The sequence below is a fragment of the Roseateles sp. GW821-FHT03B02 genome (genome assembly GCF_059421025.1).
Genome location: NZ_JBWKUV010000002.1, coordinates 276,516 through 290,036, shown reverse-complemented (window position 1 = coordinate 290,036; position 13,521 = coordinate 276,516). Strand labels below are relative to the sequence as shown.

11 protein-coding genes and 1 riboswitch are annotated in these 13,521 nt (G+C 69.3%); of the genes, 4 read left to right on the top strand and 7 right to left on the bottom strand.

Annotated features, from left to right (window positions below; genetic code table 11):
* Positions 1-5: 5 nt before the first annotated feature.
* A riboswitch (TPP riboswitch) is annotated at positions 6-131 on the bottom strand.
* Between the two features lie 11 nt (positions 132-142).
* Entirely contained in the window at positions 143-1,459 is a 1,317-nt protein-coding gene (locus AC07VX_RS07615; protein ID WP_493164146.1) for an MFS transporter, read from the bottom strand.
* 72 nt (positions 1,460-1,531) lie between these two features.
* Between AC07VX_RS07615 and AC07VX_RS07610 the strand changes: the two genes are divergently transcribed.
* Positions 1,532-2,425, top strand: a complete 894-nt coding sequence (locus tag AC07VX_RS07610; protein ID WP_493164145.1) for a LysR family transcriptional regulator — start codon at positions 1,532-1,534, stop codon at positions 2,423-2,425.
* Between the two features lie 58 nt (positions 2,426-2,483).
* Here AC07VX_RS07610 and AC07VX_RS07605 read toward each other — a convergent pair whose 3' ends face one another.
* The 4 genes from AC07VX_RS07605 to AC07VX_RS07590 form a co-directional block, all read right to left on the bottom strand.
* The gene (locus tag AC07VX_RS07605; RefSeq protein WP_493164144.1) at positions 2,484-5,726 is read right to left on the bottom strand and encodes an efflux RND transporter permease subunit; all 3,243 of its coding nucleotides are present in this window, start codon (positions 5,724-5,726) and stop codon (positions 2,484-2,486) included.
* Positions 5,727-5,736: 10 nt separating this feature from the next.
* Positions 5,737-6,900, bottom strand: coding sequence for an efflux RND transporter periplasmic adaptor subunit (locus tag AC07VX_RS07600; protein WP_493164143.1), 1,164 nt, complete (start codon positions 6,898-6,900; stop codon positions 5,737-5,739).
* Between the two features lie 149 nt (positions 6,901-7,049).
* Complete coding sequence (gene aroC, locus AC07VX_RS07595; RefSeq protein ID WP_493164142.1) at positions 7,050-8,153, bottom strand: chorismate synthase; 1,104 nt, start codon at positions 8,151-8,153, stop codon at positions 7,050-7,052.
* A 71-nt stretch (positions 8,154-8,224) separates the two neighbouring features.
* A complete protein-coding gene (locus AC07VX_RS07590; RefSeq protein WP_493164141.1) occupies positions 8,225-8,692 on the bottom strand; it encodes a CBS domain-containing protein in 468 nt (155 codons plus the stop codon).
* Positions 8,693-8,752: 60 nt separating this feature from the next.
* Here AC07VX_RS07590 and AC07VX_RS07585 point away from each other — a divergent pair, with 60 nt between their 5' ends.
* The gene (locus AC07VX_RS07585) at positions 8,753-10,069 is read left to right on the top strand and encodes an O-acetylhomoserine aminocarboxypropyltransferase (RefSeq protein ID WP_493164140.1); all 1,317 of its coding nucleotides are present in this window, start codon (positions 8,753-8,755) and stop codon (positions 10,067-10,069) included.
* Positions 10,066-10,863, top strand: a complete 798-nt coding sequence (locus AC07VX_RS07580; protein ID WP_493164139.1) for an alpha/beta fold hydrolase — start codon at positions 10,066-10,068, stop codon at positions 10,861-10,863. Before AC07VX_RS07585 ends, AC07VX_RS07580 begins: the two co-directional genes overlap by 4 nt.
* On the opposite strand, the gene AC07VX_RS07575 is transcribed toward AC07VX_RS07580, so the two are convergent.
* Positions 10,848-12,308, bottom strand: coding sequence for a flavin-containing monooxygenase (locus AC07VX_RS07575; protein WP_493164138.1), 1,461 nt, complete (start codon positions 12,306-12,308; stop codon positions 10,848-10,850). The two genes, AC07VX_RS07580 and AC07VX_RS07575, sit on opposite strands and share 16 nt — an antisense overlap.
* A 64-nt stretch (positions 12,309-12,372) precedes the next feature.
* On the opposite strand from AC07VX_RS07575, the gene AC07VX_RS07570 reads away from it, so the two are divergent.
* Positions 12,373-12,681, top strand: a complete 309-nt coding sequence (locus AC07VX_RS07570) for an Mpo1-like protein (RefSeq protein ID WP_493164137.1) — start codon at positions 12,373-12,375, stop codon at positions 12,679-12,681.
* Here the strand turns inward: AC07VX_RS07570 and AC07VX_RS07565 are convergent.
* The gene (locus AC07VX_RS07565) at positions 12,678-13,490 is read right to left on the bottom strand and encodes a MipA/OmpV family protein (RefSeq protein ID WP_493164136.1); all 813 of its coding nucleotides are present in this window, start codon (positions 13,488-13,490) and stop codon (positions 12,678-12,680) included. The two genes, AC07VX_RS07570 and AC07VX_RS07565, sit on opposite strands and share 4 nt — an antisense overlap.
* Between the last annotated feature and the right edge of the window lie 31 nt (positions 13,491-13,521).

The window sequence follows — 13,521 nt, the reverse complement described above, 5'->3', positions numbered from 1 at the left end:
TGCATGCCTGAGGCATGCGCTCTCCTTACGCCGGTATTAGCCGGTTCAAGTTCACGGGTTCGGTCCTCTCTGACCGTCTCAGCGTCTGGGCTCGGCTTTTCAGCCAAGCCCGGGCACCCCGGAGCGGGGGCGATTGTGCGGGTCAACGCGCACGCTTGGCAAGCCCGATGGCGCAAGAAAGCAGAGCTGTCGCAATGGCGAAGCTCAGCCGCAGACCACCCGCGGTGAAGACGGCGGCCATCGCTGACGCGCCGCTGATGAGGCCGAGGTTGCGCGACAGCGTCAGCAGGCCGGACACGACGCCACGCTGCTCGGCCGCCACGCCCGCCATGACGGCCGTGTTGTTGGCGGCCTGGAAGAGCGCATAGCCGGGCGTGACGATGACCAGCGGCCCCACGTAAGCAATGGCGCCGAGCGATGCGGGCAACAGCGCGATCAGCCCGCAGCCGGCCACCATCGCCGCGAGGCCCAGCAAGGCCATGCGCCGCGGGCCGAAGCGGTCCACCAGCCGGCCCGCGGGCACGCCGCTGAAGGCCGACACGACGGGGCCGATGGACATCAGCGCGCCCACTGCCGCCGCGCCCAGGCCCAGCGCACCGCTGAGGTGGAAGGGGCCGACAACGAGGGTGGCCATCATGACGGCTGAGACGGCGGCGTTCATAGCCAGGGCGCCGCTCAGGGCCGGGTCGCGCAGGCGCTCCAGCCTCACCAGGGGCGATGCGGCCCGGGCTTCGGTGCGAAGGAATATCAGCAGCCCGACGGCGGCGGCAGCGAGCAGGCCGAGGTGGCGCGTCATCGCCAGGGCAAAGGCCGCCAGCGTCAGCGCGAGCCACAGCGTGCCGGGCAGATCGAAGCCCGCCGCCCTTCCCTGCCCCGGGTCGGCGGGCAGACGCCGCCAGGCCAGCGCGAGGGCGAGCAGGCCCAGCGGCAGGTTGACCGCAAAGACAGCCTGCCAACCCAGGGCGCCGATCAGCACGCCGCCCAACGACGGCCCCAGCGCCGTGCCAACCGCCGACATCGTGCCCAGCAGCCCCATCGCGCTGCCGGTGCGCGCCTTGGGCAGGGCCGCGCCCACCATGGCCATCGCCAGCGCCATCATGGCCGCCGCGCCCACGCCCTGCAGCACGCGGGCGGCGATCAGCCAGGGCAGCGTGGGCGCCAGCGCGCAGAGCGCCGACGCGACGGTGAACAGCGCGACGCCGGCCAGCAGCACCCGTCGCCTGCCGGCCAGATCGCCCAGCCGGCCCGCGCCGACGATGAGGGTGGTCGTCGCGAGCAGATAGGCCAGCACCACCCACTGCACCTCGGCGAAGCCGGCGCCGAAGGCGGCAGCCAGCGTCGGCAGGGCGATGTTGGCGCTGCTGACGGCCAGGGACGGCAGCAGCGTGCACAGGGCCAGGCTGGCGAGTGCGCCGAAAACCGGCGCGGCGGGGGATGGAGCAAGGGTCGTGGCCGTCATGCCGCAACCTTAGGCATTGGCCGGACATAGCGGAAGACGCATCATCTGCACTTCATCAATGCACCAAACGCCATGCCAGACCCCGACCTCAACCTGCTGCTGACGCTGGACGCCCTGCTCACCGAGGGCAGCGTGGCCGGCGCCGCCCGACGGCAGGGGCTGAGCCCGTCGGCGATGAGCCGGTCCCTGGCCCGCCTGCGCGAGACCACGGGCGACCCGCTGCTGGTGCGCGCCGGGCGAGGGTTGGTGCCCTCGCCGCGTGCGCTGGAACTGCGCGAGCGCATCGGCGCGCTGGTGCAGGAGGCAAGGGCCGCGCTGCGGCCGGCAGCGGCATTGCAGTTGGACCGGCTGGATCGCGAGTTCACGCTGCGCACGCGGGAAGGCTTTGTCGAGAACTTCGGTGCGGCGCTGCTGGCACGCGTAAACGCCGAGGCGCCCGGCGTGCGCCTGCGCTTCCTGTCCAAGCCGGACCGCGACAGCACGCCGCTGCGAGACGGCCGCGTGGATCTGGAGACCGGTGTCGTCGGCAGCACGACGGGGCCGGAGCTGCGCGCCCAGACGCTATTCCGCGAACGCTTCGTCGCCGTCGTGCGCCCCGGCCACTCCCTGGCCCGAGGCAAGCCCACGGCCGCGCGCTACGTGGCCGGCCGCCACATCGCCATCTCCCGAGGCACCACGGCGCCGGGCCCGGTCGAAACCGCGTTGGCGACCCTGGGCTTGAGCCGCGACATCGTCGTCACCGTGGCCGGCTTCGCCGAGGCGCTGGCTTTGGCGCGCGCCTCCGACCTGGTCGCCACCGTGCCCGAGCGCCACACCGCGCATCTGCGTGAGGGCATGCCGGCCCTGGACCTGCCGCTTGGTCTGCAGCCCTTCGCCGTCTCGTTGATCTGGCATCCGCGCCTGGACGGCGACGCCGCTCATCGCTGGCTGCGCGGCTGTGTGCGCGAGGTCTGCGCCGCCAGCTAAAAAAGGCCGGCCACTTGCGCGGCCGGCCCAGGGCGCTGGAGCGCGCTCGAGGGAGAACCTATTCCTTGTCAGCCGGCATCGCACCGGGCATGCCATGCAGCGGCAGCGCACTGGCGCCGCCCTGCTCTGCCACCTTCCTGGCGGGCCTCTTTTCCCGAGTGAGGTAGCTGTAGAGCACCGGCACCACCACCAGCGTCAGCAGCGTGGAGGTGATGACGCCGCCGATGATGGCGCGGCCCATCGGCGCCTGGATTTCGCCACCATCGTTCAGCGCGATGGCCATGGGCAGCATGCCGAAGACCATGGCGGCCGTCGTCATGATGATGGGGCGCATACGGATGAGACCCGCCTGCAGCAGCGCGTCGGCAATCGTCGCGCCGGCCTTGCGGGCGTGGTTGGCGAAGTCCACCAGAAGAATCGCATTCTTGGTCACCAGGCCCATCAGCATGACCAGGCCAATCATCGAGAAGACGTTCAGCGTCGACCTCCACAGCAGCAGGGCCAGCATCACGCCAATCAGCGCCAGCGGCAGCGAGGCCATGATGGCGATGGGCTGCAGGAAGCTGCCGAACTGGCTGGCCAGCACGATGTAGATGAAGATCACCGCCAGGCCCATGGCCGCGAGCAGGCCGTTGAAGGCCTCGGCCTGCTGCTTGCCGGCGCCGTCCACCTTGAAGCTGACACCAGGAGGCAGCTGGGTGCTCTTGATGAGTTTTTGCACGTCGGCGTTCACGTCGCCGCCCGGGCGGCCCTGGACGCCGGCGAACACGGCCTCGCGGCGTTGCAGGTTCTCACGGCGGATGACCTCGGGGTTGAACACGGGCTCGATGGTGGCGACCTGGTCCAGCGTGATGGGCGCACCGTCCTTGGAGAAGGCCACCGGCAGCTTGCTCATCTGCTCGATGCGCTCGCGCTGCTCGCGCGGCAGGCGCAGCAGCACCTCGACCTGGTTGCCGTCGGGCGTGGTCCAGTAGGTGGCGACCTCGCCGTTGACGTAGGCGCGCAAGCTGGATGCGATCTGCGGCGCGGTCAGACCCAGCTCGCGGATGGCCGAGTCCTTCAGGCGCACGGCGAAGGCCGGCAGGCCGGGCTTGACGGTGGTGTCCACGTCGACGGCGCCGGGGATCTTCTTGATCTTCTCGACCAGGTCCTTGGCGGTCTGCGTCAGCACCTCGGGATCGGTGCCCAGGATGGTGATCCAGATCGGGCGGTCGAAGCCCACGCTGACCTCGATGCCGGGGATCTTGGCGATGTCGGCGCGGATCGCATCCTCGACCTCCTTCTGCGAACGCTTGCGCTCGCTGCGGTCGGTCAGAGAGATGTTCAGCGCGGCCTGGTTGCGGCCCGTGGACAGGCCTTCGCCGGTGCTGCCGACCACGGTCGAAACGGTCTTGATCTCGGGGTAAGCCTTGAGGATCTCCTCGATCTGCGCGACCTTGGCGCTGCCACGCTCGACGCTGGAGGCCACCGGCATGCGCAGGTTGACCTGCGTGAAGCCGTTGTCGGTCTGCGGCACGAACTCGCTGCCCACCAGCGGCGCCAGCATCAGCGCGGCAACGAAGCTGGCGACGGCACCCCACATGACCAGCCCGCGTGGCGTCAGCGTCGCGAAGCGCAGCACGCGGCTGGCACTCTTGTCGCGCCTGCCATTGGCGTCGAACGGATGGCCGTAGGCCGGGATGGGCGGCACGAAGACGCGGTAACGGCGGCCGGAGAAGGCCCAGCGGATGAGTCGCTCGTAGACGTTGTGCAGGTGCTCCATGGCCCAGTCGGTCGCGCGGATGGCATGGCCGAGCACCGGCCAATGCTTGATGCGGTTGTTGACCGGGTCGTGCCAGACCGAGGACAGCATCGGGTCCAGCGTGAAGCTGACGAAGAGACTGACCAGCACGGCCACCGCGACGGTGATGCCGAAGGGGTAGAAGAACTTGCCGATGATGCCGCCCATGAAGGCGACGGGCACGAACACCGCACAGATGGCGAAGGTGGTGGCCATCACGGCCAGGCCGATCTCGTTGGTGCCATCGGCGGCCGCGGTGTGGTGGTCCTTGCCCATAGCCACGTGGCGCACGATGTTCTCGCGCACGACGATGGCGTCGTCGATCAGCAGGCCGATGCACAGGGAGAGCGCCATCATCGTCATGAAGTTCAGCGTGAAGCCGAAGGCCTGCACGGCGATGAAGCTGGAGATCACGGCGATGGGCAGCGTCAGGCCCGTAATGATGGTGGAGCGCCAGCTGTGCAGGAACAGGAAGACGATGGCCACCGTCAGCAGTGCGCCCTCGATCAGCGTGTGCTTGAGGCCGGTCAGCGAACCCTTCACGAAGTCGGAGTTGGCATAGATCAGGCGCAGCTCGACGTCCTTGGGCAGCACCTTGCGCAGCTCCTCCATCGCGTCCTTGATGGCGTCGCCGGTGGCGACGATGTTGGCGTCCTGCTGCTTGAAGACGTTGAAGCTCACGGCCGGCTGGCCGTTGATGCGGGCGATGCTGTCGATCTCGCGCTCGCGCTCGACCAGGGTGCCCAGGTCGTTCAGCGTCAGCGCCAGGTTGCCGCGGCGGGCGACCACCATCTGGCCGAACTGCTTGGGGTCCTTCACGCGGCCTTCGACGCGCAGGATGGCATCGGAGGTGGAGTCGGACAGCAGGCCCACGGGCTGGTCGCTGTTGGCCTCGGCCAGGGCCTTGGCGATCTCGGCCGGCGTCACGCCGTAGGCGCGCAGGCGCAGCGGGTCGAGGTCGATGCGCACCTCGCGGCTGACCATGCCACCCACGTCCACCTTGGCCACGCCTTCGACTCGGCCCAGGCGCTTGGAGACGATGAGGTCGGCCATCATGGACAGCTCGCGGGCGCCGCGGGTCTGACTCAGCAGCGCCATGACGACGACGGGCTGGGCGTTGTCGGCCTGAAAGCGCGACACCGTCGGCGGCTTCACGTCCTTGGGGAAGGCGGCTTGCGCTGCGGCGACGCGGTCGCGCAGATCCTGCATCGCGCGGCCCATGTCGGTGTTCAGGCCGAACTCGACGCTGGCCTGCACGCGGCCCTCGAAGCTGCGCGACTGGATACGGTCGACACCGGCGATGCTGTTGATGGCTTCTTCCAGCGGCTTGGCGATCTCACGCTCCACGGCCTCGGGCGAGGCGCCGGGGTAGCGGATGTCGATCCAGGCACCGGGCAGCGAGATGTCGGGCATCTGCTCGACGCCCAGCTTGGAGTAGGAGAACAGGCCCAGCACACACAGGGCCACCATCACCATGGTCGCGAAGACCGGGTTCTGGATGGAAACGCGGGTCATCCACATGGCGCGCTCCTTACTGCTGCACAGGCGCCGAAGCGGCGCTGGCCACCTTGGCCGACTTGGCGGCCACGATGCTGGCCTTGTCGCCCTCACGCAGGTTGTCGAAGCGCGCGGCCAGCACCTGCGCCTCGGGCTTGAGGCCGTTCAGGATCTCGACGCGGCCTTCGCGGGCGTCGCTCCGGCCGGTGGTCACGATGCGGCGCACCAGTGCGCCGCCCTCGATCATCCAGACCTGCTCCTGACCGGAGTTGCGGCTGATGGCGGCCATGGGCACGGTCAGGCGCTGGGTGTCGTCGGCCAGCACCACCTTGGCCACGGCGTACTGGCCTGCGCGGTAGAGCTCCCTGGGGTTGTCCAGCACCAGCGTCACACCGATGGAACGCGTGCCCGGCTCGGCGGACGGCGCGATGCGGGCGATCTTGGCCTCGACCGGCTGGTCCACGCCCTCGACCTTCACCTGCACGGCCATGCCCGGCTGCAGGCGGCTCACCTCGTGGGTACCGACGAGGCCGGCCAGCTCCAGCCTGGCCAGGTCGACGATGGTCAGGATCTGCTGTTCGGCGGCCAGCTTCTCGCCCGGCAGCGCATGGCGCTTGGCCACGACGCCATTGATGGGCGACACGAGGCCGGCCTGGCGCATAGTGACCTGGCTGGTGTCGAGCTGGGCCTTGGCGGCATTCCAGTTGGCGCGGGCCGACTCGTAGGCGGCGCGCGAGTTGTCCAGCGCAGTCTGGGCAATGAAGTTCTTCGCCGCCAATCCCTCGTTGGCCTTGTAGCTGCGCTCGGCCTGCTCCATCTGGGCCCGCATGGCCTCCACGCTGGCGCCGCGCTCGGCGATGCGGTAGCGCAGCTCTTCGAGGTCGACCTGACCCAGCGCCTGGCCTGCCTTCACACGACTGCCCTCGCCGACGGCAAGACTGAGCAGGGTGCCGTTGGACTTGGCGCGCACGACCACCGTGCCCGGCGCCACCAGCGGGCCGCTGAATTCGATCAGGGCCGGCATGGCCGCCAGCGTCGGCTTGACGACCTCGCTGGCAACGAACTCCAGCGCCGGCTTGGCCTTCTCGTCACCCGGCTTCTTGGGGCCGTCGCCCTTGCTGGCCATGACGGCCACGCCAGCGCCACCAATCAACAGCACCACAGCGGCAATGCCGCCCAGCTTCACAGACTTGCGCATGACTCCCCCAGACACCTTCAGTTTCGAGACCTTTGCAGTCTAGAAATCAAGGTCTGACGGCGCAGCGGGCTTGTGACGAAACGCGGTTTGCGGGGGCTGAGCTGCACCGGCTGGCGATCAGCCCGGCGCAGGTGGCGACGAACTGCCGCTCAGAGCGGACGAGCTGCAGCGATGGGGTCGGTGGGCAGGGCCACGTCGCCGCACTGCGCCCTATGACGAAGGGCATGGTCCATCAGCACCAGGGCCAGCATGGCCTCGGCGATGGGCGTGGCGCGGATGCCCACGCAGGGGTCGTGGCGGCCGAAGGTTTCCACCACCGACGGGTTGCCGGCACGGTCGATGCTGGCCTTGGGACTGCGGATGGAGCTGGTGGGCTTGATGGCGATGCTGGCCACTATGTCCTGGCCGGTGGAGATGCCACCCAGCATGCCGCCCGAGTTGTTGCTGGCGAAGCCCAGCGGCGTCAACTCGTCGCCATGCTCGGTGCCCTTCTGAGCGACGACGCCGAAACCGGCGCCGATCTCCACGCCCTTGACGGCGTTGATGCCCATCAGCGCGTAGGCGATGTCGGCATCGAGCTTGTCGAACAGCGGCTCGCCCAGACCCACCGGCACGCCGGTCGCCTCGACGCGGATGCGCGCACCGACCGAGTCACCGGCCTTGCGCAGCGCGTCCATGTAGTCCTCCAGCGCCGCGATCTTGCTGGCGTTGGCCGCAAAGAAGGGGTTCTGGCCGACATGCTCCCAGCCTTCGAACGGAATCTCGACCTCGCCAAGCTGGGTCATGCAGCCGCGGAACTCGGTGCCGAACTTCTCGCGCAGCCATTTGCGGGCCACCGCGCCGGCGCCGACCATGGGCGCCGTCAGTCGCGCCGACGAGCGGCCGCCGCCGCGCGGGTCGCGCACGCCGTACTTGCGCCAGTAGGTGTAGTCGGCGTGGCCGGGGCGGAAAGTGTCGAGGATGTTGCCGTAGTCCTTGCTGCGCTGGTCGGTGTTCTCGATCAGCAGGCAGATGGGCGTGCCGGTCGTGACGCCCTCGTAGACGCCGGACAGGATCCTGACCTGGTCCGGCTCGTTGCGCTGGGTCACATGCCGACTGGTGCCAGGGCGGCGGCGGTCCAGCTCGGGCTGGATGTCGGCCTCGCTGAGCTGCAGGCCCGGCGGGCAGCCGTCGATGACACAGCCGATGGCCGGGCCATGGCTTTCGCCGAAGTTGGTGACGCGGAAGAGTTCGCCGAAGGTGCTGCCTGACATATGGGCTGAATTTTAGGCGGCCATCAAAAGCAAAAGCGGCCTCGCAAGGCCGCCTTGTCGGGTTGCGAATCTCAGAGCTTCGGCTCGGCCTCGGCGGGGTTTTCCTCGACCGGCCAGTCGCGGATGTAGGCCTTGAGCATGCGGTTCTCGAAGTCCTGACTGTCGACGACGGCCTTGGCGACGTCGTAGAAGGAGATGACGCCCATCAGCGTGCGGCCGTTCATGACCGGCATGTAGCGCGCATGCCGCCCCAGCATCATGCGGCGCACCTCGTCGATCTCGGTCTCGGGCGTGCAGGTCAGCGGCGCGTCGTCCATGACGGTGCGCACGATGGTCGCGCCCACGGCGCCGCTGTTCTTGACGACGGCCTGGATGACCTCGCGGAAGGTCAGCATGCCGACCAGGTCGCCATGGTCCATGACCACCAGAGAGCCGATGTCGCGCTCGGCCATCACGTCGATGGCGTCCTTCAGCGGCTGGTCCGGCGACACGGTGAACAAGGTGCCGCCTTTGACACGCAGGATATCGACGACTTTCATGGGGACCTCCATGGGAAAACTGCCAGCCAACATAGCACACAATCCCCGCGACTCCACACCATGAAAAACACCATGCCGGGCTTCGACACCCTAGCTTTGCATGCCGGCGCCACGCCCGATCCGGGCACCGGCGCGCGGGCGACACCGCTGCATCTCAGCACCTCCTTCGTCTTCGAGAACTCGGAGCACGCGGCTTCGCTGTTCAACATGGAGCGCTCCGGCCATGTCTACAGCCGCCTGTCCAACCCGACGACGGCCGTCTTCGAGGAACGCATGGCGGCGCTTGACGCCGGCGTCGGTGCGATTGCCACGGCCAGCGGCCAGGCAGCCCTGCACCTGGCCATCTGCACGCTGATGGGCGCGGGCGGTCATGTCGTCGCCAGCACGGCGCTGTACGGCGGCAGCCACAACCTGTTGCACTACACGTTGAAGCGTTTCGGCATCGAGACGACATTCGTGAATCCGCGTGATCTGGATGCCTGGCGCGCGGCCATCCGACCCGAGACGCGGCTGCTGTTCGGCGAGTCGCTGGGCAATCCGGGGCTTGACGTGCTGGACATCCCGTCCGTCAGCTCGATCGCCCATGAGGCTGGCCTGCCGTTGCTGGTGGACGCCACCTTCACGACGCCCTATCTGCAGCGCCCGGCCGAGCTGGGTGCCGATCTGGTCTACCACTCGGCCACCAAGTTCCTCTGCGGCCACGGCACTGTCGTCGGCGGCGTGCTGGTGGACGCCGGCAGCTTCGACTGGGACGCGGCGCACGCCCAGAGCGGCCGCTTTGCGACCCTGTGCGAACCCTATGACGGCTTCCACGGCATGGTGTTCAGCGAGGAGAGCACCATTGGCGCCTTCCTGTTGCGCGCGCGCCGCGAGGGCTTGCGCGACTTCGGCGCCTGCATGAGCCCTCACACCGCCTGGCTGATGCTGCAGGGGCTGGAGACGCTGCCGCTGCGAATGCAAAGGCATGTCGCCAACGCCCAGGCCGTCGCCGAGTTCCTGGCAGCGCAGCCGCTGGTCCAGAAGGTCGGCTATCCCGGCCTCGCCACCCACCCCGACCACGCCCTCGCCCAGCAGTTGCTTCCCCGCGGCGCCGGTGCCGTGTTCTCCTTCGACCTCCAGGGCAGCCGCGAACAGGGCCGCACCTTCATTGAGTCGCTCAAGCTCTTCTCGCACCTGGCCAACGTCGGCGATGCCAAGTCCCTCGTCATCCACCCGGCCAGCACGACCCACTTCCGCATGGATGACGCGGCGCTGCGCCAAGCCGGCATCGGCCCCGGCACCATCCGCCTGTCCATCGGCCTGGAAGACCCGGCCGACCTCATCGAAGACCTCAAGCGCGCCTTGAAGACTGCGACGAAGTTGGGGGCTGGGGCATGAAGCTCATCGTCAACGGCCACGAGGCCTATGCCTACACCGGCGGCAAGCCCTTCGACGCCGCCCTGCCCTGCGTCGTCTTCATCCACGGCGCGCTGAACGACCACAGCGTCTGGACCCTGCTGGCGCGCTGGTGCGCCCACCACGGCTACAGCGTGCTGGCCGTGGATCTGCCCGGCCATGGCCGCAGCGGCGGCCTGCCGCTGGCCAGCGTCGAGGCCCTGGGCCAGTGGCTGCACCGGCTGCTGGACGCCGCCGGCGTGACCAAGGCCGCGCTGGTGGGCCACAGCATGGGATCGCTGATCGCGCTGGAAGCGGCCGAGCGCGCCACGACCCTCGTCATGGTCGGCACGGCCTACCCGATGAAGGTGTCCGACGCGCTGCTGACGACGGCGCGCGAGCGGCCGCAGCAGGCCATCGAGATGGTCACGGCCTTTTCGCATTCGCTGCCCAGCGCCAAGCCCAGCTACCCCGGCCCGGGCGCCTGGCTGCGCGGCGGCGCGACGGCGCTGAAGCGCCGCATCCAGGCGCGGCAGCCGGCGCTGAACCTCTTCGAGCACGACTTCAAGCTCTGCGACGCCTATGCCAACGCCGAGGCCGCCGCGGCCCGCGTGGCATGCCCGGTCACGCTTGTCCTCGGCGCGATGGACCAGATGACCTCGCCCAAGCAGACAGCGCTGCTGCAAGCCTGGCTGAAGCCACGCGTGCATCGCCTGCCGGCCGGCCACGAGATCATGGCCGAGGCGCCGGACGCGATGCTGGCCGCGCTGCGCAGCGCGTTTCAGCCCAGCTCGTAGGCCTCTGCATCGGGGGCGCTCACGGCCCGCTGGTACTCCGCCGTCATGCCCGGCCAGATCGCAAAGATGCGGCCGCGCTCGTCGCGATACCAGGAGCTGCAGTGGCTCCACACCGAGCCTGCCAGGCGCTTCTGCACGGCCGCATCCTGCGCAGCGGCGGCGTCGGCCCGCACGCCGATCCAGCGCCGCCCCTCGCGCCGCACGCGCCGCATGCAGGCCAGCACATGCGCCACCTGCGGCTCGATGAAGAGCAGCGTCGAGGTATGCCCCGTGCCGGTGTTGGGGCCTAGCGTCAGGAAGAAGTTGGGAAAGCCCGGCACCGTCAGGCCGAAATAGGCGCTCGGTCCGGCGCGCCAGGCCTCGTCCAGCGTCTGCTCGCCCAGGCCGGTGATGCGCAGGCCGGCCAAAGGTCTCGCGGTATCGAAGCCGGTCGCGCAGACCAGCGTGTCGAGCGCGTGCTCGCGCCCGTCCTCGGTCAGCACACCGGCGGCCGTAACGGTGCGGATGGGCACTGTCACCAGTTCGGACTGCGGCAGCGCCAGCGCGCGGAAGTAGTCGTTGGAATAGATGATGCGCTTGCAGCCCAGCGGATAGCCCGGCGTCAGCCGCGCACGCAGCGCCGGATCGGCCACCTGACGGCGCAGATGGCCGGTGGCGGCGCTCGTCATCAGGCGCCGGGCCAGCGTGCCGTCGTCAAACCCGCGTCGGCCCATTTCCAGCACCTGCGTCCAGGCGCGGCGGGTCAGCGCCGCGTAGCCCGGCAGCCGCATCAGCCAACGGTCGAGGGCGCCGTAGCGCCTGTCGATGCGCGGCAGGACCCAGTTTGGCGTGCGCTGGAACAGCGTCAGACGCGCCGCCACGGGCGCCATGGCGGGCACCAGTTGCGACGCGGTTGAACCCGTGCCGATGACGCCGATGCGCTGGCCGGCCAGATCGGCACCTGCAGGCCAGCGCGCCGTGTGCAGCAACTGGCCGCTGAAGTTCGCCAGGCCCGGGATGTCGGGCCAGCGCGGCCGGCTCAGCGGCCCCATGCTGCAGACGAAGAAGCGCGCACCGATGACGCTGCCGTCGTCCAGCGTCAGCCGCCAGCGGCCGGCCTCCGCGTCGAAGCTGGCATCGACGACGGCGTGGCCGAGCCGGATGCGCGGCGGCAGGCCGTGCTGCGCCACCAGGCGCTGCTGGTAGGCATGGATCTCGGGCGCGTCGGCGAAGCGGTGCGTCCAGTGCGGGTTGGGCGCGAAGCTGAAGCTGTAGGCCGGTGCCGGTACGTCCACCTGGGCGCCGGGGTAGCGGTTGTCCCACCAGGTGCCACCGATGCCGGCGGACTTCTCGACGATGACGAAATCCTGGACGCCGGCGCGCTGCAGCTGGATGGCCATGCACAGGCCGGACATGCCGGCGCCAAGGATGGCGACCTCGAATTCGGCGGCGGCAGCAGCGCTCATCGGTTCATTGTTGCCAGGGCAAGCCCGCTTGCCGCTCGGGCCCAACCCGCGCTTGAATCGGCGCATGAGCACCGACCGTTTTTCCAGCTTCGCCGACTTCTACCCCTTCTACCTCGGCGAGCACAGCAACACCGTCTGCCGCCGCCTGCACTTTGTCGGCTCGACGCTGGTGCTGGTCTGCCTGTGGCAGCTGTTCACAACGGGTGCGCTGGCGTGGCTGCTGTACGGTCTGCTGTGCGGCTACGGCTTCGCCTGGGTCGGGCACTTCTTCTTCGAAAAGAACCGGCCGGCCACCTTCAAGTACCCGCTTTACAGCTTCATCGGCGACTGGGTGATGTACGCCGACATCTGGCGCGGACGGGTCAAGCTCTAGTTGCGCCAGGCGATGCCGAAGTTGGCGTAGGTTCCGTTGCGCTGCTGCGTGAGCGGGCTGTCCGCGGCCGGACCGAGCAGCCGGCTGGCGCCGGCACCGCCGAAGGCGAACCAGTGCTTGGACAGCGGCCGCGTGAAGCTCACGCCGGCATGCATGTCACGCAGGCCCGCGCCCGGCTCGTAGGCTGGCTTGCCACTCGTGGCGACGGCTGATTCCGGCACCCCGAAGTAGCTGCGCAGGTTGGTGGCATTGCCCGCCGAGACGCCGACCCCGCTGGCCCATTCCAGCGTCGGGCTGCGGTAGAAGCGCCAGCCGAGATCGACCCCGGCCGTGAACCCGCCCTTGCGGCCGAGCAGGTCTTGCGAAAGGCTCGCGCCGAGGTTCCAGTCGGCGGCCAGGCTGTAGTTGGCATAAAGCCGCGCGCGCAGCGTGCGCTTAACGTCGGGCAGGCCCTGGGTGGTGGTGGAGTCGCCGCTGCTGCGGCCACTGTCCACACGCAGCGCCACGCCCAGGTGCAGCTTGTTGGTATCGATCAGCAAGGTGCTGGCGCCGGCGCCGCCGGCATCGCGGCCGAAGCCGAGGATGGCGCTGCCGCCAGAGGTGCTGATGCGCCAGCGCCCCCACTGGAAGGCCCAAAGCGGCTTGAGCTTGGTCTGGCGCGTGCTGGCGCCGTCGTACTCGGGCCGGCTGGCCACCGACACCCCGAGCAGGTAGCGCGCAGCCTGGCTTTCGGGCTCCGGCTCGATGGGCTGGGCGAACACGGGCAGGGCCAGGGCCCCGGCGGCGACAACTGCAACGACAGACTTCATGCCGCCAGCCTAGCAGCCCCGGCTGTCCGTC

Bases quoted from the DNA above. Each gene is read 5' to 3' on its own strand.
- AC07VX_RS07615 (WP_493164146.1), bottom strand. From the start codon at position 1,459: ATGACGGCCACGACCCTTGCTCCATCCCCCGCCGCGCCGGTTTTCGGC.
- AC07VX_RS07610 (WP_493164145.1), top strand. From the start codon at position 1,532: ATGCCAGACCCCGACCTCAACCTGCTGCTGACGCTGGACGCCCTGCTC.
- AC07VX_RS07605 (WP_493164144.1), bottom strand. From the start codon at position 5,726: ATGTGGATGACCCGCGTTTCCATCCAGAACCCGGTCTTCGCGACCATG.
- AC07VX_RS07600 (WP_493164143.1), bottom strand. From the start codon at position 6,900: ATGCGCAAGTCTGTGAAGCTGGGCGGCATTGCCGCTGTGGTGCTGTTG.
- aroC (WP_493164142.1), bottom strand. From the start codon at position 8,153: ATGTCAGGCAGCACCTTCGGCGAACTCTTCCGCGTCACCAACTTCGGC.
- AC07VX_RS07590 (WP_493164141.1), bottom strand. From the start codon at position 8,692: ATGAAAGTCGTCGATATCCTGCGTGTCAAAGGCGGCACCTTGTTCACC.
- AC07VX_RS07585 (WP_493164140.1), top strand. From the start codon at position 8,753: ATGAAAAACACCATGCCGGGCTTCGACACCCTAGCTTTGCATGCCGGC.
- AC07VX_RS07580 (WP_493164139.1), top strand. From the start codon at position 10,066: ATGAAGCTCATCGTCAACGGCCACGAGGCCTATGCCTACACCGGCGGC.
- AC07VX_RS07575 (WP_493164138.1), bottom strand. From the start codon at position 12,308: ATGAGCGCTGCTGCCGCCGCCGAATTCGAGGTCGCCATCCTTGGCGCC.
- AC07VX_RS07570 (WP_493164137.1), top strand. From the start codon at position 12,373: ATGAGCACCGACCGTTTTTCCAGCTTCGCCGACTTCTACCCCTTCTAC.
- AC07VX_RS07565 (WP_493164136.1), bottom strand. From the start codon at position 13,490: ATGAAGTCTGTCGTTGCAGTTGTCGCCGCCGGGGCCCTGGCCCTGCCC.